Source organism: Enterobacter cloacae complex sp. XAL002 (genome assembly GCF_049236805.1).
In the GTDB taxonomy this organism is placed as follows: domain Bacteria; phylum Pseudomonadota; class Gammaproteobacteria; order Enterobacterales; family Enterobacteriaceae; genus Enterobacter; species Enterobacter intestinihominis.
The window spans coordinates 162,383-188,788 of sequence record NZ_JBMKJN010000003.1 but is presented as its reverse complement, the minus strand read 5'-3'; the positions used below and the strand labels follow the sequence as shown (position 1 = coordinate 188,788).

At 53.6% G+C, this 26,406-nt stretch carries 28 protein-coding genes; 20 read left to right on the top strand and 8 right to left on the bottom strand.

Features of this window, described 5'->3' with window-relative positions; genetic code table 11:
• The first annotated feature begins 68 nt into the window (after positions 1-68).
• Genes rfaF through ACOT0L_RS04060 form a run of 5 tightly spaced genes read left to right on the top strand, consistent with a single transcriptional unit; the run spans position 69 to position 5,319 of the window.
• A complete protein-coding gene (rfaF, locus tag ACOT0L_RS04080) occupies positions 69-1,115 on the top strand; it encodes an ADP-heptose--LPS heptosyltransferase RfaF (protein WP_023305214.1) in 1,047 nt (348 codons plus the stop codon).
• A gap of 3 nt (positions 1,116-1,118) precedes the next feature.
• A complete protein-coding gene (gene rfaC, locus ACOT0L_RS04075) occupies positions 1,119-2,102 on the top strand; it encodes a lipopolysaccharide heptosyltransferase RfaC (RefSeq protein WP_022646632.1) in 984 nt (327 codons plus the stop codon).
• A 3-nt stretch (positions 2,103-2,105) separates the two neighbouring features.
• Positions 2,106-3,215 carry a glycosyltransferase family 9 protein gene (locus tag ACOT0L_RS04070; RefSeq protein ID WP_023299027.1) on the top strand — a complete coding sequence of 370 codons (1,110 nt, stop codon included), beginning with the start codon at positions 2,106-2,108 and terminating at the stop codon, positions 3,213-3,215.
• A 5-nt stretch (positions 3,216-3,220) separates the two neighbouring features.
• Entirely contained in the window at positions 3,221-4,120 is a 900-nt protein-coding gene (locus ACOT0L_RS04065) for a glycosyltransferase family 2 protein (RefSeq protein ID WP_023305212.1), read from the top strand.
• The gene (locus ACOT0L_RS04060; protein ID WP_126502784.1) at positions 4,108-5,319 is read left to right on the top strand and encodes an O-antigen ligase family protein; all 1,212 of its coding nucleotides are present in this window, start codon (positions 4,108-4,110) and stop codon (positions 5,317-5,319) included. The genes ACOT0L_RS04065 and ACOT0L_RS04060 overlap by 13 nt, the downstream gene beginning before the upstream one ends.
• Positions 5,320-5,345: 26 nt before the next feature.
• Here ACOT0L_RS04060 and ACOT0L_RS04055 read toward each other — a convergent pair whose 3' ends face one another.
• Positions 5,346-6,299 (bottom strand): polysaccharide deacetylase family protein, encoded by a 954-nt coding sequence (locus ACOT0L_RS04055; protein ID WP_058646803.1) that lies wholly within the window; start codon positions 6,297-6,299, stop codon positions 5,346-5,348.
• A gap of 150 nt (positions 6,300-6,449) precedes the next feature.
• Between ACOT0L_RS04055 and rfaQ the strand changes: the two genes are divergently transcribed.
• The 7 genes from rfaQ to coaD all read left to right on the top strand — a co-directional run bounded on the left by rfaQ (position 6,450) and on the right by coaD (position 13,342).
• The gene (gene rfaQ, locus ACOT0L_RS04050; protein ID WP_126502783.1) at positions 6,450-7,520 is read left to right on the top strand and encodes a putative lipopolysaccharide heptosyltransferase III; all 1,071 of its coding nucleotides are present in this window, start codon (positions 6,450-6,452) and stop codon (positions 7,518-7,520) included.
• Complete coding sequence (locus ACOT0L_RS04045; RefSeq protein WP_023299023.1) at positions 7,517-8,644, top strand: glycosyltransferase family 4 protein; 1,128 nt, start codon at positions 7,517-7,519, stop codon at positions 8,642-8,644. Before rfaQ ends, ACOT0L_RS04045 begins: the two co-directional genes overlap by 4 nt.
• A gap of 2 nt (positions 8,645-8,646) precedes the next feature.
• Positions 8,647-9,747, top strand: coding sequence for a glycosyltransferase (locus ACOT0L_RS04040; protein WP_023299022.1), 1,101 nt, complete (start codon positions 8,647-8,649; stop codon positions 9,745-9,747).
• Positions 9,748-9,758: 11 nt separating this feature from the next.
• Entirely contained in the window at positions 9,759-10,748 is a 990-nt protein-coding gene (locus tag ACOT0L_RS04035; RefSeq protein ID WP_126502782.1) for a glycosyltransferase, read from the top strand.
• A 66-nt stretch (positions 10,749-10,814) separates the two neighbouring features.
• A complete protein-coding gene (gene waaA / locus ACOT0L_RS04030) occupies positions 10,815-12,089 on the top strand; it encodes a lipid IV(A) 3-deoxy-D-manno-octulosonic acid transferase (RefSeq protein ID WP_003860874.1) in 1,275 nt (424 codons plus the stop codon).
• On the top strand, positions 12,089-12,859 hold the full coding sequence (locus tag ACOT0L_RS04025) for a glycosyltransferase family 2 protein (RefSeq protein WP_003860875.1): 771 nt from the start codon (positions 12,089-12,091) through the stop codon (positions 12,857-12,859). The genes waaA and ACOT0L_RS04025 overlap by 1 nt, the downstream gene beginning before the upstream one ends.
• A gap of 3 nt (positions 12,860-12,862) precedes the next feature.
• Complete coding sequence (gene coaD, locus ACOT0L_RS04020) at positions 12,863-13,342, top strand: pantetheine-phosphate adenylyltransferase (protein WP_022646622.1); 480 nt, start codon at positions 12,863-12,865, stop codon at positions 13,340-13,342.
• 2 nt (positions 13,343-13,344) lie between these two features.
• Here coaD and mutM read toward each other — a convergent pair whose 3' ends face one another.
• The 4 genes from mutM to radC form a co-directional block, all read right to left on the bottom strand.
• On the bottom strand, positions 13,345-14,154 hold the full coding sequence (gene mutM / locus ACOT0L_RS04015; RefSeq protein ID WP_003860879.1) for a bifunctional DNA-formamidopyrimidine glycosylase/DNA-(apurinic or apyrimidinic site) lyase: 810 nt from the start codon (positions 14,152-14,154) through the stop codon (positions 13,345-13,347).
• Between the two features lie 72 nt (positions 14,155-14,226).
• On the bottom strand, positions 14,227-14,394 hold the full coding sequence (gene rpmG / locus ACOT0L_RS04010; protein ID WP_003024094.1) for a 50S ribosomal protein L33: 168 nt from the start codon (positions 14,392-14,394) through the stop codon (positions 14,227-14,229).
• A gap of 22 nt (positions 14,395-14,416) precedes the next feature.
• Positions 14,417-14,653 (bottom strand): 50S ribosomal protein L28, encoded by a 237-nt coding sequence (gene rpmB / locus ACOT0L_RS04005; RefSeq protein WP_002436699.1) that lies wholly within the window; start codon positions 14,651-14,653, stop codon positions 14,417-14,419.
• A gap of 217 nt (positions 14,654-14,870) precedes the next feature.
• Positions 14,871-15,536, bottom strand: a complete 666-nt coding sequence (gene radC, locus ACOT0L_RS04000) for a RadC family protein (protein WP_022646621.1) — start codon at positions 15,534-15,536, stop codon at positions 14,871-14,873.
• 173 nt (positions 15,537-15,709) lie between these two features.
• On the opposite strand from radC, the gene coaBC reads away from it, so the two are divergent.
• The 3 genes from coaBC to slmA all read left to right on the top strand — a co-directional run bounded on the left by coaBC (position 15,710) and on the right by slmA (position 18,075).
• Positions 15,710-16,921, top strand: a complete 1,212-nt coding sequence (coaBC, locus tag ACOT0L_RS03995; RefSeq protein WP_087878399.1) for a bifunctional phosphopantothenoylcysteine decarboxylase/phosphopantothenate--cysteine ligase CoaBC — start codon at positions 15,710-15,712, stop codon at positions 16,919-16,921.
• A complete protein-coding gene (gene dut, locus ACOT0L_RS03990; protein ID WP_015570042.1) occupies positions 16,899-17,357 on the top strand; it encodes a dUTP diphosphatase in 459 nt (152 codons plus the stop codon). Before coaBC ends, dut begins: the two co-directional genes overlap by 23 nt.
• A gap of 121 nt (positions 17,358-17,478) precedes the next feature.
• Positions 17,479-18,075: a nucleoid occlusion factor SlmA gene (gene slmA / locus ACOT0L_RS03985; protein ID WP_126502781.1), complete on the top strand. Its 597-nt coding sequence runs from the start codon at positions 17,479-17,481 to the stop codon at positions 18,073-18,075.
• Between the two features lie 82 nt (positions 18,076-18,157).
• Here the strand turns inward: slmA and pyrE are convergent, their stop codons facing one another.
• Together pyrE and rph are read right to left on the bottom strand one after the other, a co-directional pair.
• Entirely contained in the window at positions 18,158-18,799 is a 642-nt protein-coding gene (pyrE, locus tag ACOT0L_RS03980; protein ID WP_023305206.1) for an orotate phosphoribosyltransferase, read from the bottom strand.
• Between the two features lie 66 nt (positions 18,800-18,865).
• Complete coding sequence (gene rph / locus ACOT0L_RS03975) at positions 18,866-19,582, bottom strand: ribonuclease PH (protein WP_015570044.1); 717 nt, start codon at positions 19,580-19,582, stop codon at positions 18,866-18,868.
• A 125-nt stretch (positions 19,583-19,707) separates the two neighbouring features.
• Here rph and ACOT0L_RS03970 point away from each other — a divergent pair, with 125 nt between their 5' ends.
• Positions 19,708-20,571: a YicC/YloC family endoribonuclease gene (locus ACOT0L_RS03970; protein WP_003860907.1), complete on the top strand. Its 864-nt coding sequence runs from the start codon at positions 19,708-19,710 to the stop codon at positions 20,569-20,571.
• A gap of 205 nt (positions 20,572-20,776) precedes the next feature.
• Complete coding sequence (locus tag ACOT0L_RS03965; protein WP_126502780.1) at positions 20,777-21,394, top strand: trimeric intracellular cation channel family protein; 618 nt, start codon at positions 20,777-20,779, stop codon at positions 21,392-21,394.
• Positions 21,395-21,396: 2 nt separating this feature from the next.
• On the opposite strand, the gene ligB is transcribed toward ACOT0L_RS03965, so the two are convergent.
• Entirely contained in the window at positions 21,397-23,067 is a 1,671-nt protein-coding gene (gene ligB, locus ACOT0L_RS03960) for an NAD-dependent DNA ligase LigB (RefSeq protein ID WP_126502779.1), read from the bottom strand.
• A 251-nt stretch (positions 23,068-23,318) separates the two neighbouring features.
• Here ligB and gmk point away from each other — a divergent pair, with 251 nt between their 5' ends.
• From gmk to spoT, 3 genes are read left to right on the top strand one after another with little or no spacing between them, the layout of a single operon-like run.
• Positions 23,319-23,942 (top strand): guanylate kinase, encoded by a 624-nt coding sequence (gene gmk, locus ACOT0L_RS03955; protein ID WP_006177710.1) that lies wholly within the window; start codon positions 23,319-23,321, stop codon positions 23,940-23,942.
• Between the two features lie 54 nt (positions 23,943-23,996).
• Positions 23,997-24,272, top strand: a complete 276-nt coding sequence (gene rpoZ, locus ACOT0L_RS03950) for a DNA-directed RNA polymerase subunit omega (protein ID WP_000135058.1) — start codon at positions 23,997-23,999, stop codon at positions 24,270-24,272.
• 19 nt (positions 24,273-24,291) lie between these two features.
• A complete protein-coding gene (gene spoT / locus ACOT0L_RS03945) occupies positions 24,292-26,406 on the top strand; it encodes a bifunctional GTP diphosphokinase/guanosine-3',5'-bis pyrophosphate 3'-pyrophosphohydrolase (protein WP_126502778.1) in 2,115 nt (704 codons plus the stop codon).

The following is a 26,406-nucleotide window of genomic DNA, read 5'->3' as shown; positions in this document are numbered from 1 at the left end:
CTTACAAAAGTAAGTGACTGGAGTGAACGCAGGCAGCCAACGCAGAGACAGCTTGAAGGATGAAGTGAATGAAAATACTGGTGATCGGCCCGTCCTGGGTGGGCGACATGATGATGTCGCAAAGTCTCTATCGCACGCTCAAGGCGCGTTATCCCCAGGCGATAATCGACGTGATGGCACCCGCATGGTGCCGTCCGCTGTTATCGCGTATGCCGGAAGTGAACGAGGCGATCCCGATGCCGCTCGGCCACGGGGCGCTGGAAATCGGTGAACGCCGCAAACTCGGCCATAGCCTGCGCGAGAAACGCTATGATCGCGCATATGTCCTGCCAAACTCCTTCAAATCCGCTCTTGTGCCCTTCTTTGCGGGCATCCCGCACCGTACCGGTTGGCGCGGTGAAATGCGCTACGGCCTGCTTAACGACGCCCGGGTGCTGGATAAAGAGGCCTGGCCGCTGATGGTAGAACGCTACGTGGCGCTGGCCTACGACAAAGGCGTGATGCGCAGCGCGAAAGATCTGCCGCAGCCGCTACTGTGGCCGCAGCTCCAGGTAAGCGACGGGGAGAAATCCCACACCTGCAACGCGTTTGGCATTTCGTCCGAACGCCCGATGATTGGCTTCTGCCCCGGCGCGGAGTTTGGTCCGGCAAAACGCTGGCCGCACTATCACTACGCAGAGCTGGCGAAACAGCTGATCGACGAAGGCTATCAAATTGTGCTGTTTGGCTCAGCGAAAGATCACGAGGCGGGCAATGAAATTCTCGCCACGCTCAGCACCGAGCAACAGGCCTGGTGCCGAAACCTGGCCGGGGAAACGCAGCTCGAGCAGGCGGTTATTTTGATTGCCGCCTGTAAAGCCGTTGTCAGCAACGACTCTGGCCTGATGCACGTCGCCGCCGCGCTGGATCGTCCGCTGGTGGCGCTGTATGGCCCGAGCAGCCCGGACTTCACGCCGCCGCTGTCGCACAAAGCGCGCGTGATCCGTTTGATCACCGGCTACCACAAGGTACGTAAAGGTGATGCCGCAGAAGGCTACCATCAGAGCCTGATCGACATTACGCCGCAGCGCGTTCTCGAAGAGCTCAACGAACTTCTGTTGAGCGAAGAAGGATAACGAATGCGGGTATTGATCGTTAAAACCTCTTCGATGGGCGATGTGCTGCATACGCTGCCGTCACTGACGGACGCGATGCGGGCCATTCCCGGCATTCGTTTTGACTGGGTGGTGGAAGAAGGCTTCGCGCAGATCCCCACTTGGCACGAAGCGGTTGACCGCGTGATCCCGGTGGCCATTCGCCGCTGGCGCAAAGCATGGTTCTCCGCACCGATTAAAGCCGAACGTAAAGCCTTCCGCGAAGCGGTGCAGGCCCGGCGTTACGACGCGATCGTTGACGCTCAGGGCCTGGTGAAAAGCGCCGCGCTGGTCACGCGTCTGGCGCACGGCGTAAAGCACGGCATGGACTGGCAAACCGCCCGCGAACCGCTGGCGAGCCTGTTCTATAATCGTCGCCACCATATTGCGAAGCAGCAGCACGCCGTGGAACGTACCCGCGAGCTGTTCGCGAAAAGCCTGGGCTATGCAAAACCTGAAGCCCAGGGTGACTACGCTATTGCACAGCATTTTTTGCGCGAGACGGAGGAGCATGCTGAACCGTATCTGGTGTTCCTGCATGCCACAACGCGCGACGATAAGCACTGGCCGGAAACGCACTGGAGAAGGCTGATTGAACTAATGCAACCTTGCGGTATCCATATTAAACTCCCGTGGGGTGCAGAACATGAGCGGCAGCGTGCGGAACGTCTGGCAGCCGGTTTTTCCCACGTTGAGGTGTTACCCAAACTCACGCTGGCGCAAGTTGCCGCACAGCTGGCGGGCGCTAACGCCGTCGTTTCTGTGGATACAGGGTTAAGCCATTTAACCGCCGCACTGGATCGTCCTAATATCACGATTTTCGGCCCGACCGATCCGGGGTTGATCGGGGGTTACGGTAAAAACCAGCATCAGATGGTCAGCCCTACGCAACAAACGAAGGATATTAGCGCAGATGCTATTTTTTCATTTTTACAGGGCAGCCATCGGCTTTCCAACAGGGATATTTAACCCATGAGTTATGTATTTCTGCTGATTTTACTCTTTCCGGTGAAACTCCTCCGGAAGCTGTTTCGAAAAGACACGGGCAAAAACCTTGTCATTCAGACAGCCAAAATCGGTGACTTTATTAATGCGACACCTCTACTGGCATATCTGCAAAAAAGCGATGTGTTGGTCAGTCGCAGCGTTGGTGCGCTGGCGAAGCATGATGAGACTATCGAGCAGATCTATTTTATTGAGCAGCATAAGCGCAACCTGTGGCGTAAACTGTGCTTCGCGTGCAGGATCATGAACCGCTACGACAACGTCTACCTGCTACAACCCAACAGCGTGAACCTCTTTTTTGCCGCCGTCTGCAATGCTAAAAACAAACAATTTTTAACCATTTACACGCGCAGGTGGTATCACGGGATTTTCTATCTTGCGGCTGACGGTACCGTTGAGCATGGCAAAAAAACGCTTTCGGTGACGAACTACCTGAAACTGGCCGACCGCGCACTCACATGGCAAGACTCTCCCAAGCACGCCACAAAGCCGCTCTTTAAACCGACGACCTGGCCGGCCACTCTTGATAAACCTGACGTTATCCGCATCGGCATCAGTATTGCGGCGGGCAATAAAGCCAAAACCGTCCCTCCGGTTATCTGGAAGCGGATTGTTGATCAACTCGCTGATTTACCCTGCGAGTTTTATGTCTTCGGCGCGCCAAATGAACAGTCGTGGATGGACGATATCACCCGCCTTTACGGTGAAATCCCTAATTTTATCAATCTTATTGGCAAAATTTCGCTGGAAGAGCTTCCCTGGGCCATTTCTAAGATGGACTGTTATATCGCGTCTGACTCGGGGAATGTGTATATCGCAGACGCCGTTGGCGTTCCGGTAGTCCTGCTGTTTGGTCCGTGTTGTCACTATGAACAACGTCCGCTTGGCAATGTGTTGCTGATCGGGAATGACGACAACATTTGTTCTTATGTGTTTGAAACGCGCTATTACTTCCCGCAAGAACGGGAAGCACTATTCTCTGTCACTGACTCCGCGTTACACGATCTTCAGCAGTTTATCCGTACATTACCCAAAGCCCGCTCACTGGCTAGCGCTACCGACGCTCAAGGAAACTAATTTTTATGGCTTTTTTAAGCGTCATTATTGCTGCGCATAACGCTGAAGCTACGCTGCATGCCACGCTTTCAAGCCTGCTGGCAGCCACCGTTCAAGACACTGAAATTATTATTTTTAATGACAGTTCTGAGGATACCACGCAGGCAATAATTGAAGAGTGGTCACCTAAATTTCCTCAGATCATAACGCGCACCGTGAACTTTCGTAACGTCGGCCGGGTACGAAACAGTGCTGTCGCACTGGCATCCGGTGAATATATTACGATGCTCGACAGTGACGATTGCTTAAAGCCGGGCAGCCTCAGGGACGCAATTACCTTTCTGAAAGCGCAACGTCCGGATATGTTACTGACACGTTTGCTTGAGATTCGCGATCCCCGGAAAATGACTTCAGACTGGCAGGGATTCAATCCTGTGCCATTGTCACAACATGAAGCAGTCGCTCGTTTCTTACGCCATAAAGACTTTCAGGCGCATCTCATTGGCCAGTTTATTCATCGTAGCCTGTACGAAAGCAACCCTATTCCTCCAATGTTATGTTATGAGGATTTCGCTGTCTTCCCCGGAATGTTGATGCAGTCGAGCAAAATAGTCTATCAACGCCAGGGGCATTATTATTACGTCAAGCGTCGCGACAGTTTGTCGAGCAGTCTGGACGCCAGCAAAATTTCAACGCTTGTCGAATGCACGTTACAGATGGAAAGAACATTTCCGTCAAGCTACAGGCATCTTGTCAATTGCCACTGGTTTGATATTTACAGCAACCATCGGTCCTGTCTTACAGACCAACAATTGCAACTCGTGAAACAACGCGTAAAGGCCATGTACACATTGTCTTTTTTCCTGTCCACCGATGTTCGTTTTAGCTACAAAAAAAGGGTTATTGAGGCGTTATGGAAAAAATAAAGTTAAGAACTTACCAGTTAACACTCGCATTGAGCCTTATCTCTTTAGCTCTTGTGCTTGTTAATTCAGGGAAACAACGAGAGTTTTTTTATATTGCAATATATGCAAGTATCTTGGGTTTGGCATTTGAGTATAAAAAAATCTCCTGGCATCCTTTTAGTATCGCCTATCCTATTATGCTGATAGGGTTACTTAATCTTATTTGGTATGCCACTTATGAATTGCATAATGAGGGATTAAACGCATACAGTGATTATCTTGGATCGAGTAAAAAATTAATTCTGGCAAGCCTTTTGATTTTTTACCTTGACCGTTTCAAAAATTATGTAACAAAAGATAATTTTGTGAAATACTTCTTAATTAGTACAGCTGTAGGTTATACCCTTGCCACAGCTTATGGCCTTTATCAGGCTGTACAAGGTATTAATCGCGTAGAGATGGCTATAAACCGTCCAACTATCGCAGCGTATGTATATTCTGTTCTATCATTAGCCTTTGTTTACAGCTTATACCTAAAGAATAATGTGAAATTATACCTTTTGGCAGGCGTCGTAGTCCTGATATCTTTCTTCCTGATTCTTTTGACAGCCACGCGTGCCGCCATGGCCCTTTATCTGTTACTGGCTATTATTCTTACACTTTATCATTTCCGAAAAATTCACCTTAAATCATTAATGATTTTTTTATGCATCGTTGCAGGGATCATAATTGTAAGTTATAAACCATTGATATCACCTAAAATTCAACAAACAGTGACTGAGATAACTAAATATCAAGAAGGGCATGATGCAACTTCTCTGGGGGCTCGTTTTTCAATGTGGAACGTGGGTCTTATGACTGGCATTGCGCATCCACTGGGACAGTCTATTGAAAGCAGGGAATCATGGGTTCGAAATTATGTCGCAAATGGACATCAACATGTTGCAGCAGCGCTCGGTTACATTCGAATTCATTTGCACAATGAGTTTATTGAAAAATATTCACTGCAAGGCATTCCTGGACTGCTAATTTTGTGCTTCTTTTTTGTTTCGATAATAGCTTACTCTATTAGAAGTAAAAACGCACTGCTGCTAACCTCGATGCTACTTTTGCTTTTGTATGGTCTGACGGATGTCATACTGCTCAGTTCAGAAGCCTTAATCTTCTTTATGGTTTTGTTTGCATTAAGTACACCTTTCACCCAAACAAAGCAGCAATAGCAAATATGCCCGCCTGGCGGGCATAACTATTTTTTGTACTGGTAAAACTCCGCCAGCGTCATTCCCACCGTTTTATCTGATAGCCAGGTAAACAGCTGTTCCAAATCCTGATATAAACCTTCAATCGCCGCCTCGTCTTTAAAAGTAGGGCTCCCGCCAGGCATAAATTCCGACGAATGCAGCATGAACTCTACGTAGTCATTTCCCTGAGACAGGCACTGCTGCGCAACCTTAATCATCTCCTGCGCGTTACCGCCGGACGGGCGTAACCAGTTAACTGACGGAGAACGGTATTTACCGCGCAGACGATCGTAACCCTGCTTCAGGGAATTCAGCCATGCCGGGTGTTTATACTGGATACTCATCGGAACTTCGAGTAAGGGGCTATTTCCCGGCCGGGAAATGTCGTCTACGTCCAAAAAGTAGGCACGATCGGGAAAATGCTGGTAATTCGTTCCGCCATTACCCTGCGGGGCACCTTTCGCGTTGCGCCAGTTCACGCGCGGCGTAACGGAACAATCTACCTGATACCCCAGCTCAATCAGCAACCGGGCGTAACGGCTGTCGAATGCCCAGCGCCCGGCGCGATGGCTGAGCATTTTTGTCTGGAAGGTCTCTTCCAGTAGGCGGGTCATGAACAGCACTTTCTCACGCATGACCTCGTCTGAAAACTCAATCAGATAAGGCTGCCAGCGCCAGTCATCACCGGTCAGATCGTGCTCCGGAGGGCTGTTCCAGGCATGGAGATGCATTCCTACCTCGCCCTGCCCCCGGGCTATGACCTCTTTCGCGAACTCAATGAACACCGGTTCGACGGCCATCTCGTAGTTGGTGAGCCAGACAGGCTTAAAGCCGAAACGCTCGCAAAGCGTCTGAAACCGCGCCAGGTAGCGCGCGTTTTCCGTTTTGATGACCCGGTGGTTCTGCCAGAGATTATCCCCTTCTGTATCGATCGTGATGATAAACGCTGGTTTTTTCATAATGAGTCCGCAAGACAAAATAGTTAGCGCTATGTTACGCACGCCCGAAAGCTGGAGTAAACCCTTCCAGGGAAATTCCTGACATTATGGAGAAAGAGTGCAAGTCGTTACCAGGTCTATTAGAATTGCCAACAGTACAACGCCGATAAGATGATGATGAATAACTTACCTGACACGCCTGATTTGCGCATTTTACTGATTAAACTTCGCCATCATGGTGACATGTTACTCACCACCCCCGTCATCAATTCATTGCGCCAGAAATGGCCTGAAGCCCAAATCGACGTGCTTCTCTATGAAGAGACGCGAGACATGCTCGCCGCGCATCCGGCAATCGGTACGATCTATGGTATCGATCGTAAATGGAAGCAGTTGGGGACGCTGAAGCACCTGCAAAAAGAGTGGCTGTTGCTTCGTGCTTTACGCGCTCAGCATTATCATCTGGTGATCAATCTTGCCGATCAGTGGCGCAGCGCACTGGTTACCCGCTTCACCGGCGCACCGGTTCGGCTCGGGTTCGCTTTTAACAAGCGCAATAATGCCTTCTGGCGTTTTTGTCACAGTGAACTGGTCTCGGTCGCCAGCCATCAGTCGCTGCACACCGTTGAACAAAACCTGTCCATACTGAAACCATTACCCGTTGCCGCCAGACCCGCCGTCACCATGGCTTACAGCGCGGATGACTGGAACCATGCTCATCACAAGCTGACAAAAAAGGGCGTGGGGGAACGCTATATCGTTATTCAACCCACTTCACGCTGGTTCTTTAAGTGCTGGGACGAAGGCAAAATGGCGCAAACTATCGCCGCGTTGCAGCAGGACGGCCACACTATCGTCCTTACGGCGGGACCGGATAAGAAAGAGCTGGCGATGATTGACCGCATTCTTGCCGCCTCCCCGCAGACGGGTGTTGTATCGCTGGCAGGGCAGTTAACCCTGCGCCAGCTGGCCTCGCTTATCGATCACGCAGCCCTGTTCATTGGCGTTGACTCCGTCCCCATGCACATGGCCGCCGCCCTTCAGACGCCCTGCGTGGCGCTGTTTGGCCCATCAAAGTTGACGTTCTGGTCGCCATGGCAGGTTAACGGCGAGGTCATCTGGGCTGGTAACTACGGCCCGCTTCCCAACCCTGACGCCATTGATACAAAAACGACGGAACGTTATCTCGACGCCATCCCCGTTGATGCTGTCGTCTCCGCCGCAAGGAGATACCTGCAATGAAGCTTCATCGTCTGGCCATTGTGCGCCAAAAATATCGGCCGGATGGGGGAGCAGAACGTTTTGTCTCCAGGGCACTCACCGCGCTGAGCAATCAAAATCTTGAGCTCAACGTCATCACCCGCGAGTGGCAGGGCGAAAAGCAGGACGACTGGCATATTCATATTTGCGATCCAAGAAAGTGGGGCCGCATCAGCCGTGAACGCGGCTTTGCGCACGCCGCGCGCGCGCTGTGGCAGCAACAGCAGTTTGATATTGTACAGAGCCACGAACGTATTCCGGGCTGCGATATTTACCGCGCCGGAGATGGTGTACATCGACGCTGGCTGCTACAGCGTACGCGTATTCTTCCCGCCTGGCGCGCGAAGCTGCTCATGCACGATCGCTATCACCGCTACGTGATGAACGCCGAACGTGAAATGTACCAGGCTCCCGAGTTGAAAGCCGTTATCTGTAATGCGGAGATGATCAAGCGCGAAATCGTCGAAGACTTTGATATTGACGCAAAAAAGATACATGTGATTTATAATTCAATAGATTCCCGCCGCTTCGTTCCGGCAGAAGAGAGGCAGCGCGCTGTACTGCGTAAGCAATTTGGCTTACCCGCTGATGCCGTCATTTTCTGCTTCGTGGGTTCAGGGTTTGAACGCAAGGGGCTGGCAAGCGCTATTCAGGCTATAGCAGGAACATCGGCGTGGCTGGTTGTGGTCGGTCAGGATAAAGCGGAAAGCCGTTATCGCGACCTCGCCCGTTCATTAGGCTGTGAGGGGCAAATCCGTTTCCTGGGGATGCAAAAAGAGACGCTGCCATTTTATCAGCTTTCTGATGGTTTACTGCTGCCGACGCTGTATGATCCTTTCCCTAACGTCATACTTGAAGCAATGGCCTGTGGATTGCCCGTCATTACGTCAGAGAGTTGCGGTGGTTCAGAATTTATTGAGCAAGGCCAGAACGGGTTTTACTGTGATGCACTTGATATCCACACATTGAAGGAGGCCGTCATGTCCATCCCTTCACTGGAAAAAAATAACAATATGGGGCTTGCGGCGCGTGAACGCGTCAGAGAAGCAACCCCTGAAAAACTATCAAGTCAGCTTATTTCGCTTTATCAAAAATTACTGGATTAATAATGCGCATCCTAATGATTATTGATGGTTTACCCGGTGGAGGAGCCGAAAAAACGGTTCTCACCCTCTCCAGCGGACTGACAGAACTGGGGCATCAGGTCACCCTTTTCTCCTTACGGAAGGTGTGCGACTACGCCATTCCGGAAGGCATCGATTTTCAGGTCGTGCAGGATACCTGTAAAAAACCCTGGCGCAAGCTGACCGAGATCCCGCGTCGCGCCCGTTTGCTGGATCGCGCCATTGAGCAGGCAGAACGCAGCGGTAAATTTGACGTCGTCTTCTCGCATCTGCATAAAACCGACCGTATCGTGGCGCACAGCCGCGTGCTGGATCGCGATAAGGTCTGGTTTTGCGTACACGGGATGTTCTCCTTCTCCTATTTGCGCCATCGCAGCGGGCTTTCTCGCTGGTTTAAGCATTATAAAATTCGTCATACCTATGAAAACCGCAACGTGGTGGCGGTATCCGGCGCCGTGCTGCACGATCTGTCTGAAGTACTCGCGATCCCCCTGCGGCGCAAAGCGGTTATCCATAACCCGTTTGATATCCCTGAAATTCAGCGTCTGGCGGAAGCGCCCTTTGAGATGCAGGGGCAGAATTACATTATCCACGTTGGCCGTTTTCATGAGCACAAACGTCACGACCGGCTGCTGCGGGCGTTTGCGATGAGCAAGATTGACGCATCACTGGTGTTGATGGGCAAAGGCTCTGACGTGAAAATTAACCAGCTCAAACAGCTTGCCGCTAAGCTGGGAATTGAAAACAAGATCGTCTTCCGCCCGTTTGAAACCAATCCTTATCCGTGGATCAAAGGTGCACGCCTTTTAGTGTTAAGTTCCGACTGCGAAGGTTTTGGTAATGTACTGGTAGAGTCCATTATCTGTCAGACCCCACCGGTGAGTACAAACTGCCCTGGCGGCCCTGCTGAGATCCTTACTGGCCCCCTGGCGCGCGGTCTGACCGCGTTAACCGACGAATCACTGGCGAATACCCTGGCAGAACTGTATGCCTCTCCGCCGGTTGTTGATCGCGAAACGATCGCATCGTTCGGTATCAACGCCATTTGCCAGCAATACATTGCTTTGGTCGACAACCAAAAATAATCAGGTTTCATATGCAAAATTCAGCGCCTATATTAAGCGTGGTGGTTGCCGTTTATAACGGTGAAGCTTTTCTCGATCAGTTCTTTACCTGCCTTGTAAATCAACACATGGACAGTATGGAAGTCATCATCGTGAATGACGGCTCCACTGACCGCTCGATGCAGATTGTCGAAAAATGGCGCGAACAGCTGCCACAGATGCAGGTTATTGAACAACCTAATCAGGGCGTGTCCATCGCGCGTAATACCGGCCTGGCCATTGCGACCGGCCAATATCTCTCTTTCCCGGATATTGATGATGTCTTCAAACCCGGCATGTACCAGCGTCTGCTGGATATGGCCGTCACGCAGAACCTGGATGTCGCCACCTGCAATGGCAACTACGTCTGGGAAAATAACAAAAAACCGTCTCGCCCTATCTTCCCTGAAGATAAGCTCGCCTCAACGGGCGTCATGAATGGCGCGGCATGGTTAAAAAAGGCGCTGGATTCACGTAAGTTCCTGCATGTGACCTGGCTGAATATCTATCGTCACGATTTTATTCGTCAGCACGGCTTTCGTTTCGAGCCTGGCCTGCGCCATCAGGATATCCCGTGGACGACTGAGGTGCTGCTTGCTGCAGAACGCGTTCAGTACACCAGCGAACGCTTTTACGACTACTACATTCACTCCGCCTCGGTATCGCACACCCCGGATAATGACGACACGCTGATTCGCTCAGCGCGCCATTACATGAAGATCCTGAAGATGCTAGATGCCATTAACCAGCGCTACCCGGATAAAGTGAAAAATATCCCGGCCTGTCACTGGCAAATCGCCAAAGAGGGTCTGGGAATTATTCATACCTTCGACAACATGAAGGATGAAGCGAAGAAATCAATGATAATCAAAGAGTTCTTCGACACCGGGATCTGGAAGCTCATCTGGAAAAGTGCCAAAAGCCCGCGTTTGCGCTGGCGCCTGGGCCGACGCTACTTCCGTTTAAAACGGTATCTGGCATAAGAGATAGCTTTAGCACGCTTAAATGCTTAGAATTTCCCGGCCGAAACTAAAAAAACGGATAATCGCTTGGAATTGTTGTATACCGCCCTGCTCTACATCATTCAGCCACTGGTGTGGCTGCGACTGTTGCTTCGTAGCCGTAAAGCGCCTGCGTACCGTAAACGCTGGGCCGAACGCTATGGCTACTGCCGCAATAAAGTGGCGCCGGACGGTATTCTGCTGCATTCCGTGTCAGTCGGGGAAACGCTGGCCGCCATTCCACTGGTGCGTGCCTTACGCCACCGTTATCCGTCACTGCCCATCACCGTCACCACGATGACGCCAACAGGCTCAGAGCGCGTGATGTCTGCCTTCGGTAAAGACGTGCATCACGTCTACCTGCCGTACGATCTCCCCTGCGCCATGAACCGTTTCCTGAATACCGTTCGCCCTAAACTGGTGATCGTCATGGAAACTGAACTGTGGCCGAATATGATTTCCGCCCTGCATGCCCGTAAAATTCCTTTGGTTATCGCCAACGCGCGTCTGTCGGAACGCTCGGCGAAAGGGTACGGCAAGCTGGGTAAATTTATGCGTCGCCTGCTCAGCAAAATTACGCTGATCGCCGCGCAGAACGAAGAAGATGCCGCGCGCTTTATCGCCCTCGGCCTGAAGCGCAACCAGCTTGCGGTCACGGGTAGCCTGAAGTTCGATATTTCCGTCACCCCTGAACTCGCCGCCCGTGCGGTAACGCTGCGTCGTCAGTGGGCGCCGCGTCGCCAGGTCTGGATTGCCACCAGCACCCATGACGGCGAAGAGGCCATTATTCTTCAGGCTCACCGCCAGCTGCTGGAAAAATTCCCTGATTTACTGCTGATTCTGGTGCCTCGCCATCCTGAGCGTTTTAAAGATGCCCGGGAGATGGTGCAAAAAGGCGGTTTCAGCTTCACCCTGCGCAGCAGCGGCGAAATCCCCTCTGGCAGCACGCAGGTGGTGATTGGCGATACGATGGGCGAACTGATGCTGCTGTACGGGATTGCCGATCTTGCTTTCGTTGGCGGAAGCCTGGTGGAGCGCGGTGGTCATAACCCGCTGGAGCCGGCAGCCCACGCCATTCCCGTGCTGATGGGTCCACACACGTTTAACTTCAAAGATATCTGCGCGAAATTGCAGCAAGCCGATGGCTTAATCACCGTGACCGATGCGGACTCGGTGGTCAAAGAGGTCTCAACCCTTCTGACTGACGAAGATTACCGCCTGTGGTACGGTCGTCACGCCGTTGAAGTCCTGCATCAGAACCAGGGCGCACTGACCCGTCTGCTGCAACTTTTGCAACCTTACCTGCCGCAGCGGAGCCACTAATGTCAACGCGTCTGTCGGTCGTGATGATCGCCAAAAACGCCGCCGACCTGCTTCCGGATTGCCTGGCCTCTGTTGCCTGGGCTGACGAAATCGTCATTCTCGATTCCGGAAGTACGGACAATACGGCGGACGTTGCCCGTGCAGCCGGGGCAAAAGTCTTTACCGACACCGACTGGCAGGGCTACGGTATTCAGCGTCAGCGTGCGCAGGGTTACGCCACAGGCGATTACGTGTTGATGATCGATACCGATGAGCGCGTCACCCCGGAACTCCGACAGGCCATTCAAACGGTGCTTGCCGCGCCACAGCCCGGCGCGGTCTACAGTATCGCGCGTCGTAACTATTTCCTGGGCCGCTTTATGCGCCACAGCGGCTGGTACCCCGACCGCGTGATGCGCCTCTATGCCCGCGAGCGTTATCAGTACAACGACAACCTGGTCCATGAGTCTCTGGCCTGCGATAACGCTCAGGTCATCCCCCTGACGGGCGATCTGCTTCATCTGACCTGCCGCGATTTCGCCAGCTTCCAGCGGAAACAGCTGAACTATGCCACCGCCTGGGCACAGGAGCGGCATGCGCGCGGCAAGAAGGCCACGCTGACCGGCATCTTCACCCACACGCTGGGCGCGTTTCTGAAAACGCTGCTGCTACGTGGCGGCGTGCTGGACGGCAAACAGGGCTGGTTACTGGCGGTAGTGAATGCCCAGTATACTTTCAATAAATACACCGAGCTGTGGGCGCTGAACCGCGGCTACTCAGAGAAAACGTGAGCCATGAGCACAAAAGCGATTTATCCGGGTACCTTCGATCCGATCACTAACGGTCATCTTGATATCATCACCCGTGCGGCGTGTATGTTCGACAAGGTGATTCTGGCCATTGCCGCCAGCCCGAGCAAAAAGCCGATGTTCGACCTGAACGAACGCGTGCAGCTTGCCACCGATGCGATTTCGCATTTGTCGAATGTTGAGGTCGTCGGATTCAGCGATTTGATGGCAAACTTTGCCCGTGCCCAGCAGGCCAATATCCTGATCCGCGGTCTTCGCGCGGTAGCAGACTTCGAATATGAGATGCAGCTGGCGCACATGAACCGCCATCTGATGCCGGAGCTGGAGAGCGTATTCCTGATGCCCTCCAAAGAGTGGTCCTTCATCTCTTCTTCGCTGGTGAAAGAGGTGGCGCGCCATCGCGGGGACGTTACCCACTTTCTGCCGGTTAACGTCCACCAGGCGTTGATGGAAAAGTTAAAGTAACCCTACTTCTGGCACTGACGGCAGTAAAACGTGGCGCGCTGAGCGTGCTTCGTGGCAATAATCGGCGTCCCGCATGCTCTGCACGGTTCCCCCTTACGACCATAAACCTGCAACTCCTGCGCAAAATAGCCCGGCTTCCCGTCGCTTTGCAGAAAATCCTTCAGCGTCGTCCCGCCCTGCTCAATTGAGCGCAGTAGTACCGCTTTAATCACTCTGACCAGCAGCTCGCACTCCTGCGCAGACAGCGAAGAGGCCAGCCGATCGGGATGGATCCCGGCGGCAAACAACGATTCGCTGGCATAGATATTCCCCACGCCCACGACCAGCTTGTTATCCATCAGCCAGGGTTTAATCGGGGTTTTCTTTTTCGCGCACTTCTCTTTGAGATAATCTGCGTTAAACGCCTCTGAGAGCGGCTCAGGTCCAAGATGCGCCAGCACGTTGTGCCCTTCCAGCTCTTTGGTCCACAGCCATGCACCAAAGCGACGCGGGTCGGTGTAACGCAGCACCTTGCCGTTACTCATCACCAGATCAACGTGGTCGTGCTTTTCCGCAGGCAACTCTTCGGTGAGGATGCGCAGGCTTCCCGACATGCCCAGATGGATAATGATCCAGCCGTCAGGCAGCTCCAGCAGCAGGTATTTCGCGCGGCGCTGTACGCTCAGGACGGGTTTATCGCTTAACGCGTGGATCTCATCGGACACCGGCCAGCGCAGACGCCCGTTGCGAACGACAGCATGAAGAATAGTCGCGCCAACCAGATGGGGCTCAATGCCGCGGCGGCTGGTCTCTACCTCAGGTAATTCAGGCATGGTTCCTCCGTTGAGATGCAGAATGCAAAAAACCCCGCAGTTGCGGGGTTTTTCAATACAAGGAGACTAAAATTATTTGATTTTAGCTTCTTTGTACAGTACGTGCTGGCGTACAACTGGATCGAATTTTTTCAGTTCCAGTTTTTCCGGCTTAGTACGTTTGTTCTTCGTGGTGGTGTAGAAGTGACCTGTACCAGCAGAAGAAACCAGCTTGATTTTCTCGCGAATACCTTTAGCCATGATTTATTTCCTCTTTAAGTACTTAGTACTTTTCGCCACGGGCACGCAGTTCGGACAGAACTGTATCGATGCCTTTCTTATCGATTACACGCATACCTTTAGCAGATACGCGCAGGGTGACAAAACGCTTCTCGCTCTCAACCCAGAAACGGTGAGAGTGCAGGTTCGGCAGGAAACGGCGTTTAGTCGCGTTCAGTGCGTGGGAACGGTTGTTACCGGTCACCGGACGCTTGCCAGTAACTTGGCAGACTCGGGACATGTCTATTCTCCAAAAATCAAATTAGCTCGAGCTTCGTATGGGGTATCGGCGCCTCGTCAGGCTTTACAGCCCGGTCATCGCATAGTTCTATTGAACTCTCGATTGCCAGGCCCAAATGCCAAACCCGAGATTCTCAAAGGTGGCGTAGTATACGCTGACTCGGCGGTGTGCTCAAGTCCCGAACAGACAAAGATCCCGATGGATCGCGAGAAAAGGCCTAAATCCAGCCACGTTCGGCAAAAGAAATGTACTCTCCGCGGCCAATTATCAGATGGTCCAGCACACGAATGTCCATGAATTGACAGCATTTGATAATACGTTCGGTAATTGCTTTGTCAGCTCTGCTTGGTTCTGCACAGCCAGAGGGGTGATTATGCGCGAGGATCACGCCGGCTGCATTCACTTTTATCGCTTCCCGCACAATTTCACGCGGATGCACCTCAACGTGGCTCAATGTTCCCGAAAAAAGGCGGGTATGTTTCAGTACCCGGTTTTTGTTGTCGAGAAAGATCACCATAAAGATCTCCCGCTCCAGATCGGAAAGCTGGCTTTGCAGAAATTCGCGGGTCATATCGGGGGTGAGGATCGGGTCTTCTTCCTCCATACGCACGTTGTAAAATCGCCGGGCCAGCTCGGCAATGCCCCGTAACTGGGCATATTTCGCCACGCCAATACCCTCAACGTGCGTAAACGCCTCCAGCTCGGCGGTCAACAATCCATACAGTGAGCCGAAATGCTCTATCAGCTCTTTCGCCAGCGTAAATACCGTTTTCCCCGGCGTGCCTGTGCGTAAAAAGAGCGCCAGCAGCTCGTCGTCCTTTAACAACGTGACGCCATGGCGCAGCATTTTTTCACGCGGTAGCAGCAGTTCAGTCTCTTCCATGCCCGGCCTCCTTCTGTTTGCCATTATGCTGCCACAGGCAAATTCGGGGCTCGACGCTGGCGTTTCGTTCTTGCGTAGCGCCTCGCAAAGTGAATTGAGGACATCATCACCCCGTTTTAGGGATTGTGATAAAATGCCCGCTCTCTGGTGAAACCCAACAGGAAAGAATCATGATGAGCCTGGCCGGTAAAAAAATCGTTCTTGGCGTCAGCGGCGGTATTGCTGCCTATAAAACGCCAGACCTGGTGCGCCGTTTGCGCGAGCGCGGGGCCGACGTACGGGTCGCGATCACCGAAGGCGGCAAAGCCTTTATCACCCCGCTGAGCCTGCAAGCCGTCTCGGGATACCCGGTATCCGACAGCCTTCTCGACCCGGCAGCCGAAGCCGCAATGGGCCATATTGAGCTGGGGAAATGGGCCGATCTGGTTATCCTTGCCCCCGCCACGGCAGATGTAATTGCCCGCGTGGCGGCCGGGATGGCGAACGATCTGGTAACGACCATTTGCCTCGCCACGCCTGCGCCCGTCGCGGTTGTACCCGCAATGAACCAGCAGATGTATCGCAACGCCGCTACCCAGCATAATCTGGATACGCTGGCCTCGCGCGGCCTGCTAATTTGGGGACCGGAGAGCGGCAGCCAGGCCTGTGGCGACGTGGGGCCAGGGCGTATGCTCGACCCATTGACGATTGTTGATATGGCCGCCGCCCATTTCTCGCCTGTCAACGATCTGCAACATCTCAACATCATGATTACCGCGGGCCCCACGCGCGAGCCGCTGGATCCGGTGCGATACATCACCAACCACAGCTCCGGCAAAATGGGCTTTGCGATTGCTGCCGCGGCAGCCAAACGAGGCGCGAACGTGACGCTGGTGAGCGGCCCGGTGTCGCTTACCACCCCTGCGTTTGTGCGGCGTATTGATGTAACTACCGCGCTGGAAATGGAAGCCGCCGTACAGGCGCATGCTCAACAGCAGCATATTTTTATCGGCTGTGCGGCCGTCGCTGATTACCGCGCCGAAACCATTGCCGACGCCAAAATTAAAAAGCAAGGTGATGAATTAACAATAAAAATGGTGAAGAACCCGGATATCGTTGCCGGTGTCGCCGCATTGAAAACTCATCGTCCTTACGTTGTTGGGTTTGCCGCAGAAACGAATAATGTGGAAGAATATGCCCGGCAAAAACGTACCCGCAAAAACCTCGATTTGATTTGCGCGAACGACGTATCGCTGTCCACGCAAGGATTTAACAGCGACAGCAACGCATTGCACCTTTTCTGGCAGGATGGAGATAAAGTCTTACCGCTTGAGCGCAAAGAACTCCTGGGCCAACAATTACTGGACGAGATCGTTACCCGTTATGATGAAAAAAATCGACGTTAAGATTCTGGACCCGCGCGTTGGCGAGCAATTTCCGCTGCCAACGTATGCCACCTCCGGCTCTGCCGGTCTTGACCTGCGCGCCTGTCTCGATGACGCCGTAGAACTGGCGCCGGGTGCAACGACCCTGATCCCGACCGGGCTGGCGATTCACATTGCTGACCCGTCACTGGCAGCGGTGATCCTGCCGCGCTCTGGCCTGGGCCATAAGCATGGCGTCGTGCTGGGTAACCTGGTCGGCCTGATCGACTCTGACTATCAGGGTCAGCTGATGGTATCCGTCTGGAACCGTGGCCAGGACAGCTTCACCATTGAACCGGGCGAGCGTATCGCGCAGATGGTGTTTGTACCGGTGGTGCAGGCAGAATTTAACCTGGTGGCAGACTTCGACGCTACCGACCGTGGCGAAGGCGGCTTCGGCCATTCCGGGCGCAAATAACCGCCCGACAAACACGCATCTCACAGCGCCATAATGCAATAACAAACCGCAAACGTCAGTTTGCGGGTCGCTGTGTGGTTGCCAGCCTGACAAGTGCTTATTTTCAGGGGTATTTTGTAACATGGCAGAAAAACAAACCGCGAAAAGGAATCGTCGCGAAGAAATACTTCAATCTCTGGCTCTGATGCTTGAATCCAGCGACGGCAGTCAACGCATCACCACCGCCAAGCTGGCGGCCTCTGTGGGCGTGTCAGAGGCGGCGCTGTATCGTCATTTCCCGAGCAAAACCCGGATGTTCGACAGCCTGATCGAGTTTATCGAAGATAGCCTGATCACGCGCATCAACCTGATTCTGAAGGATGAAAAAGACACCTGCACGCGTCTGCGTCTGATTGTGCTGCTGATTCTGGGCTTTGGTGAACGTAACCCGGGTCTGACCCGTATTCTTACCGGCCACGCGCTGATGTTTGAACAGGATCGTCTGCAAGGCCGTATAAACCAGCTTTTTGAGCGTATCGAAGCCCAGCTTCGTCAGGTTCTGCGCGAGAAGAAAATGCGGGAAGGTGAGGGATATAATACGGATGAGACGCTGCTGGCAAGCCAGATCCTGGCATTTTGCGAAGGGATGCTCTCCCGGTTTGTGCGCAGCGAGTTTAAATATCGACCAACGGACGATTTTGACGCCCGCTGGCCGTTAGTGGCAGCACAATTACAGTAACGCCATCGCCGGATGGCGGCTTCGCCTTATCCGGCCTACGAACAGGTAGGCCCGGTAAGCGTAGCGCCACCGGGCAACGCAATTAAACCCCGAACTCTTCGCGATACGCTTTTACCGCCGCCAGGTGATCCGCCATCTCAGGCTTCTCTTCCAGATATGCAATCAGGTCTGTCAGCGTGATGATAGAGATCACTTTGCAGCCATAATCGCGTTCCACTTCCTGAATAGCAGAGATGTCGCCACGCCCGCGTTCCTGACGATCAAGCGAAATCAGCACACCCGCAAGCGTTGCACCGTTAGCCTGGATAATCTCCATCGATTCACGGATCGCGGTGCCTGCGGTGATCACGTCATCCACCAGCATCACGCGGCCCTGCAACGCACTGCCGACCAGATTGCCGCCTTCACCGTGGGTTTTGGCCTCTTTACGGTTAAAGCAGTACGGTACGTCGCGGTCATGGTGCTCCGCCAGCGCCACCGCCGTGGTGGTTGCAATTGGAATGCCTTTGTACGCGGGGCCAAACAGCAGATCGAAATCAATCCCGGAATCTACCAGCGCTTCGGCATAGAAGCGGCCTAACAGTGCCAGGTCGCGCCCGGTATTAAACAGCCCGGCGTTGAAGAAATACGGGCTTTTACGACCGGATTTCAGCGTGAACTCGCCAAACTTAAGTACCTGCTTGTTAAGCGCAAACTCAATAAACTGGCGCTGATACGATTTCATGGATTTGCTCCTTTGTCTTTTCAGTCTTACAGGCAAAAAAAAGGCGACTCATTGGTCGCCTTAAAATCAATTTTCTAACGCCGCTTTCTGCGTCGCTACAATAGATTCAATACCCCCTCGGGCCAACGCCAGCAAGGTGAGCAGTTCTTCGTGAGTGAATGGCTCGCCTTCTGCCGTGCCCTGCACTTCAATGATGCGACCATCTTCGGTCATCACCACGTTCATGTCGGTTTCTGCGGCAGAATCTTCAACGTATTCCAGATCGCAAAGCGCTTCGCCGTTAACAATACCAACGGAGACAGCAGCAACCATCCCTTTCATTGGGTTGGTTTTCAGCTTACCGGCGGCAACCAGCTTGTTCAGCGCATCTGCCAGCGCCACACAGGCACCGGTAATGGAGGCCGTACGCGTGCCGCCATCGGCCTGGATCACGTCGCAGTCCAGCGTGATGGTGAACTCACCCAGCGTTTTTAAGTCAACCGCGGCGCGGAGCGCACGTGCGATCAGGCGCTGGATCTCCATAGTACGGCCGCCCTGCTTACCTTTTGCCGCTTCACGGGCATTACGGGTATGGGTTGCGCGCGGCAACATACCGTATTCGGCGGTGATCCACCCCTGCCCCTGACCTTTCAGGAAGCGAGGCACGCCCTCTTCGATGGACGCGGTGCAAAGCACTTTGGTGTCACCAAACTCAACCAGCACGGAGCCTTCAGCGTGTTTTGTATAGTTACGGGTCAGGGTGACGGGACGCACCTGGTTGGCGCTACGACCTGCTGGACGCATGATGGATTCTCCGGCTTGAAACGAATGTGGCTGCGCATTATACGGATAAAGGACGCTTATTCCTATCCTGAGAAGCCCCTGAAAGCTATAATCCCCCCATCTCTCCTTTAAAAACGGGAATGTCTATGATCCGCAGTATGACCGCCTACGCCCGGCGTGAAATCAAGGGTAGCTGGGGTAGCGCTACCTGGGAAATGCGCTCGGTAAACCAGCGCTATCTGGAAACATATTTCCGTATGCCGGAACAGTTCCGCAGCCTGGAGCCTGTGGTGCGTGAGCGTATCCGTACGCGTCTGACCCGCGGGAAAGTGGAATGTAACCTGCGTTTTGAGCCCGATGCCAGTGCACAGGGCGAACTGATCCTGAACGAAAAGCTGGCAAAACAGCTGGTTAATGCGGCGAACTGGGTCAAAATGCAAAGCGATGAAGGCGAGATCAACCCGGTTGATATTCTGCGCTGGCCTGGCGTGATGGCCGCCGGAGAGCAGGATCTGGACGCGATTACCGCTGAGATCCTGGCTGCACTCGACGGCACGCTGGATGACTTTATCGTTGCCCGCGAAACCGAAGGCCAGGCGCTGAAAGCGATGATTGAGCAACGCCTTGAAGGCGTGAGCGCCGAAGTGGCTAAAGTGCGCGCGCATATGCCAGAAGTGCTGCAATGGCAGCGTGAGCGACTTGTCGCCAAACTGGAAGAGGCGGAAGTTCAGCTGGAAAACAACCGTCTGGAACAAGAGCTGGTGCTGATGGCGCAGCGTGTAGACGTGGCTGAAGAGCTGGATCGTCTGGAAGCGCACGTTAAAGAGACCTACAACATCCTGAAGAAGAAAGAAGCGGTAGGCCGCCGTCTCGACTTTATGATGCAGGAGTTCAACCGCGAGTCGAACACGCTGGCGTCTAAGTCTATCAATGCAGAGGTGACCAATTCAGCAATTGAACTGAAGGTCCTGATTGAGCAGATGCGCGAGCAGATCCAGAATATCGAGTAATACCTTTCAGGGTGGTGTCTGGCACATCACCCATTACTTTTTCTAATCCATATTTATCCTTACTTTCTTTGTCTCCCGCCTTATCACAAGCCCGTCTGCCATGCGTTGATAAATTTGTGTAGGGCAAATCCCCTCGCCTTAGAAAATCTCAATCGTGATCTTGCGCACAAATCGCTAACCTCCTCCACTTCATTCCGGAGGGTTTATGCTGCTTCACATTCTCTATCTTATTGGCATTACCGCTGAAGCCATGACCGGCGCGCTTGCCGCCGGACGTCGCCGAATGGACACCTTCGGCGTGATCATTATTGCCACGGCCACTGCGCTCGGCGGCGGGTCCGTGCGCGATATCCTGCTTGGCCATTATCCGCTCGGCTGGGTTAAAAACCCTGAGTACGTCATTATCGTGGCAACGGCAGCCGTGCTAACCACGATTGTAGCCCCGGTGATGCCTCATCTGCGCCGCTTGTTCCTGGTACTGGATGCGCTTGGGCTGATTGTTTTTTCCATCATTGGCGCACAAATTGCTCTCGATATGGGTGAAGGCCCGGTTATCGCCACCATTGCGGCGGTGATCACGGGCGTGTTTGGCGGGGTGCTGCGGGATATGTTCTGCAAACGTATCCCGCTGGTTTTCCAGAAGGAACTGTACGCCGGCATCTCCTTTGCCGCGGCAGTGCTTTATGTCGCCTTGCAGCACTATGTCACCAACCACGATGTGGTGGTTATCTCCACGCTGCTGTTTGGTTTCACGGCGCGTATGCTGGCATTGCGTATGAAGCTTGGCCTGCCGGTTTTTCATTACAAGCACAACGCGCATTAATGTCAGAACCCGTTAATGTGCTGCTCAGCCAGCCACCTTGCCAGCCTATCAACGGGAGGCGCATGCAGCCAGTTAACGACCTGCTGCGCCTTCTCTTCACCTGTTCCCGGCAGAGCCTGCCAGTCAGCGGCGCTCCGCTGATTCAGCGCCTGCCACGACGCCGCCCCAACCGCATTCAGCGTGGCTTTTGTCAGCGGGATCCCCATCGCTGTGACCCAGCGAATAAAAGGTTGTTTGCGCACAATATTAAAACGATGCCAGAGCGATAACCCGCGCCCGGCGGAAAAGCCAGGCGTGGACTGTAGCTGCGCCTGCGTCAGTGTTAACCACGAAAAAATATGCTCGAAACGATGCGTCTGATGAAGCGTTCGCCAGCCCGCCTCGCCTAACCCCTCGATCCCTAGCCCTTGTTTTGAGCTAAGCCACGTCAACCGGGCAAAGAACTGTTCCATACACGCTGGTGAGGCATAAAAACAGGTCAGCGAGTGGTACTGCAGGGCCGGAGGTTCTGGTTTTTCCCTGTTCGCTCCCCGCCAGACAACTCGATCGAATCGGGGGATCCCCTGCCCGGCGAGGCTTATCAGAACCTGATCGCCGGGAACAATATCCAGCCGCTGCCAGCGTGTGACCGACCCCAGGCTCACCCGCCGCACCTGTTTATCATCAAGCTTTACTGGATCCAGTTCGGCTACAACGGACACCTTGCCCGTTCGCCCGACGCCAAACTGTATCCCTCGCACTTCAGCAACCTGAGCGACAGGCGTATATTTCCATGCGACAACCCAACGGCCTTCACCGGGTAACCAACCGTCGCCCGCGGGTTCATCCACTGAACGCACCACAATGCCGTCCGTGGCAAAGGGCAATGCTGTTGTATGCCACGCTGAACGCTGCGCTTCGACCGCATTCACAGACGCGGCGGGCAGCGTATAACGCGCCGTCAGGGTGAACCCGGCTTTTGACAACGCATCCAGAGATACCTGCATCTCTTTAGGTCCATCCGGCCAGGCCCAGATAAACACGCCGAGCTGCCTGAGAAGTGCGCTATCGTTATGACGCATCATGGCGCCCGCCACTTTTGCCCGCATGTTCATCCCCCCCATCTGACGCTGGATGTGGTTTTCATGAATCCAGAACAGTTCACCCTGTAAGACGCTATTTGCCAGGGGGCCGGACAGGTTTTGCGGAACAGAGGGGATTGATCGAACCTGCGCCGTCCAGTCTTCACCTTTCACACCGTTGCCACGGCTAATGGCCCGGACAAGCTTCCCGCCCTGGTACACCAGCGTCACAGCCACGCCATCCACTTTGGGCTGCATCCAGAGATGTTGCCGGGCTCGTATCCACTGGCTGAGCTCAGCTTTACTGGCAACCTTATGCACGCCCGTATGCGCAACCGGGTGTGTCACACTACCTGTCAGAGGTGGCGGTCTCTCTTCGGAAGAGACATGACCAAAGCAGCGCTGCCACTGGTTCAACCGCGCGTTAAGCTGATCGTAAACCCCGTCATCAACGTCACTGACTCCCTGCTTCCAGTAAGCATCGTCCCAGCGTTTGATCTGCGCGCTCAGCGCTACAATTTCCTTTTCTGCTTTTGCCTGCGACCATACCGGGCATACCGCTAACCCGGTGCTACACCACAACAGCGCAAACCCGCTTATCCATCGCCACATTATTACCCCTCCTTTGCGTTGGAGGAGGTATAACCCGGTATTGAAAACGACGCGAATGGCAACGTTACGCTTTACGAGGCGTTATCCAGCGTTTCTTTTTGTTGCTGCAAACCGCAGACAAAACCTGAAAACGGCACGCAAAATTTAATCATCCACGGGAAAAAGTGTGACAAAGGCTACGTCACACAGCGGCGACGTGTATAATAAGCCCGTATGTAGGACTTCTTCGTTAACACATACAAAAGACTCTCATGGCTCAAGGCACGCTTTATATTGTTTCTGCCCCTAGTGGCGCGGGTAAATCCAGCCTTATTCAGGCACTGTTAAAAACCCAACCGCTGTACGATACACAGGTTTCTGTTTCTCACACCACGCGTGCACCGCGTCCGGGTGAGGTGCACGGTGAACACTATTTCTTTGTGAATCACGACGAATTCAGAGCGATGATTGGCAGAGACGCGTTTCTTGAACACGCAGAAGTATTCGGTAACTACTACGGTACTTCGCGTGAAACCATTGAGCAGGTTCTGGCGACCGGCGTGAACGTGTTCCTGGATATCGACTGGCAGGGCGCGCAGCAAATTCGTAAGAAAATGCCTGATTCGCGCAGTATTTTTATTCTACCGCCATCGAAAGATGAACTGGATCGCCGCCTGCGGGGTCGCGGCCAGGACAGCGAAGAAGTTATCGCGAAGCGTATGGCACAGGCTGTTGCAGAAATGAGCCATTACGCGGAATATGATTACCTTATTGTGAATGATGATTTTGATGCCGCGCTGAGCGATCTCAAAACTATCCTTCGCGCAGAACGTCTGCGTATGAGCCGCCAGAAGCAGCGACATGACGCATTAATCACCAAACTGTTGGCAGACTGAACCCACTTTCAGTATCATGCCCAGTCATTTCTTCACCTGTGGAGCATTTTAAGTATGGCACGCGTAACTGTTCAGGACGCTGTAGAGAAAATTGGTAACCGTTTTGACCTGGTACTGGTCGCCGCGCGTCGCGCTCGTCAGATGCAGGTAGGCGGTAAAGATCCGCTGGTACCGGAAGAAAACGATAAAACCACCGTTATTGCACTTCGCGAAATCGAAGAAGGTCTGATCAACAACCAGATCCTCGACGTGCGTGAGCGCCAGGAGCAGCAAGAGCAGGAAGCCGCAGAACTGCAGGCCGTAACCGCCATTGCTGAAGGTCGTCGTTAATTAAACCTGCGGGTCGCCCTTGTATCTGTTTGAAAGCCTGAATCAACTGATTCAAACCTACCTGCCTGAAGACCAGATTAAGCGTCTTCAGCAGGCGTATCTCGTTGCACGTGACGCTCACGAGGGCCAGACACGTTCAAGCGGTGAACCCTATATCACGCACCCGGTAGCGGTGGCCTGTATTCTGGCCGAGATGAAACTCGACTACGAAACGCTCATGGCCGCCCTGCTGCATGACGTGATTGAAGATACCCCTGCCACCTACCAGGACATGGAACAGCTGTTTGGCAAAAGCGTTGCCGAGCTGGTGGAAGGGGTCTCTAAGCTTGATAAGCTGAAATTCCGCGATAAGAAAGAGGCGCAGGCCGAAAACTTTCGCAAGATGATCATGGCGATGGTGCAGGATATCCGCGTCATTCTCATCAAACTTGCTGACCGCACCCACAATATGCGCACGCTGGGCTCACTTCACCCGGATAAACGTCGCCGCATCGCCCGTGAAACCCTCGAAATCTACAGTCCGCTGGCGCACCGTTTAGGTATTCATCACATTAAAACCGAGCTGGAAGAGCTGGGTTTTGAAGCGTTATACCCGAACCGCTATCGCGTGATTAAAGAGGTGGTGAAAGCCGCTCGCGGTAACCGTAAAGAGATGATTCAAAAGATCCTCTCTGAAATCGAAGGGCGCTTGCAGGAAGCCGGTATTCCGTGCCGCGTCAGCGGTCGCGAAAAGCATTTGTACTCTATCTACTGCAAAATGGTGCTCAAGGAGCAGCGTTTTCACTCGATCATGGATATCTACGCGTTCCGCGTCATCGTCCACGACTCGGACACCTGCTACCGCGTGCTGGGGCAGATGCATAGCCTGTACAAGCCACGTCCGGGGCGCGTCAAAGATTACATCGCCATTCCAAAAGCGAACGGATACCAGTCTTTGCACACCTCGATGATTGGCCCGCACGGCGTTCCGGTTGAGGTGCAAATTCGTACCGAAGACATGGATCAGATGGCGGAAATGGGTGTCGCGGCGCACTGGGCTTATAAAGAGCACGGCGGCGAAAGCAGCACCACCGCGCAAATCCGCGCCCAGCGCTGGATGCAGAGCCTGCTGGAGCTGCAACAGAGTGCAGGTAGCTCGTTTGAATTTATCGAGAGCGTTAAATCCGATCTCTTCCCGGATGAGATTTACGTTTTCACGCCGGAAGGGCGCATTGTCGAACTGCCTGCGGGCGCGACGCCGGTCGACTTCGCTTACGCCGTGCATACCGATATCGGCCATGCCTGCGTGGGTGCCCGCGTCGACAGGCAGCCTTATCCGCTGTCGCAGCCGCTCTTCAGCGGGCAGACTGTCGAAATTATTACCGCGCCGGGCGCACGTCCTAACGCCGCCTGGCTGAACTTTGTCGTGAGCTCAAAAGCGCGCGCAAAAATCCGCCAGCTGCTGAAAAATCTCAAGCGCGACGACTCCGTTAGCCTGGGGCGTCGTCTGCTCAATCACGCGCTGGGTGGCAGCCGCAAACTGGCAGAGATCCCACCAGAAAACATTCAGCATGAGCTGGAGCGTATGAAGCTCGCCTCGCTGGATGACCTGCTGGCAGAGATTGGCCTCGGAAACGCCATGAGCGTGGTCGTGGCGAAGAACCTGCAACAGGGCGAAACGACAGCCGTTCCTGCTAACGCGCAAAATCATGGTCACCTGCCAATCAAAGGCGCTGACGGGGTGCTCATCACCTTCGCCAAATGCTGCCGCCCTATCCCGGGCGACCCGATTATTGCGCACGTCAGCCCAGGTAAAGGGCTGGTGATCCACCACGAATCTTGCCGTAACATCCGTGGCTATCAGAAAGAGCCTGAGAAGTTCATGGCGGTCGAATGGGATAAAGAGACAGCGCAGGAATTTATCACTGAAATCAAGGTGGATATGTTTAACCACCAGGGTGCACTGGCGAACCTGACGGCAGCGATCAACACGGCCTCGTCAAACATTCAGAGCCTGAATACTGAAGAAAAAGATGGCCGCGTTTACAGCGCCTTTATTCGCCTGACCGCCCGTGACCGCGTACATCTGGCCAATATTATGCGCAAGATCCGCGTGATGCCGGATGTCATTAAAGTCACCCGTAACCGAAACTAG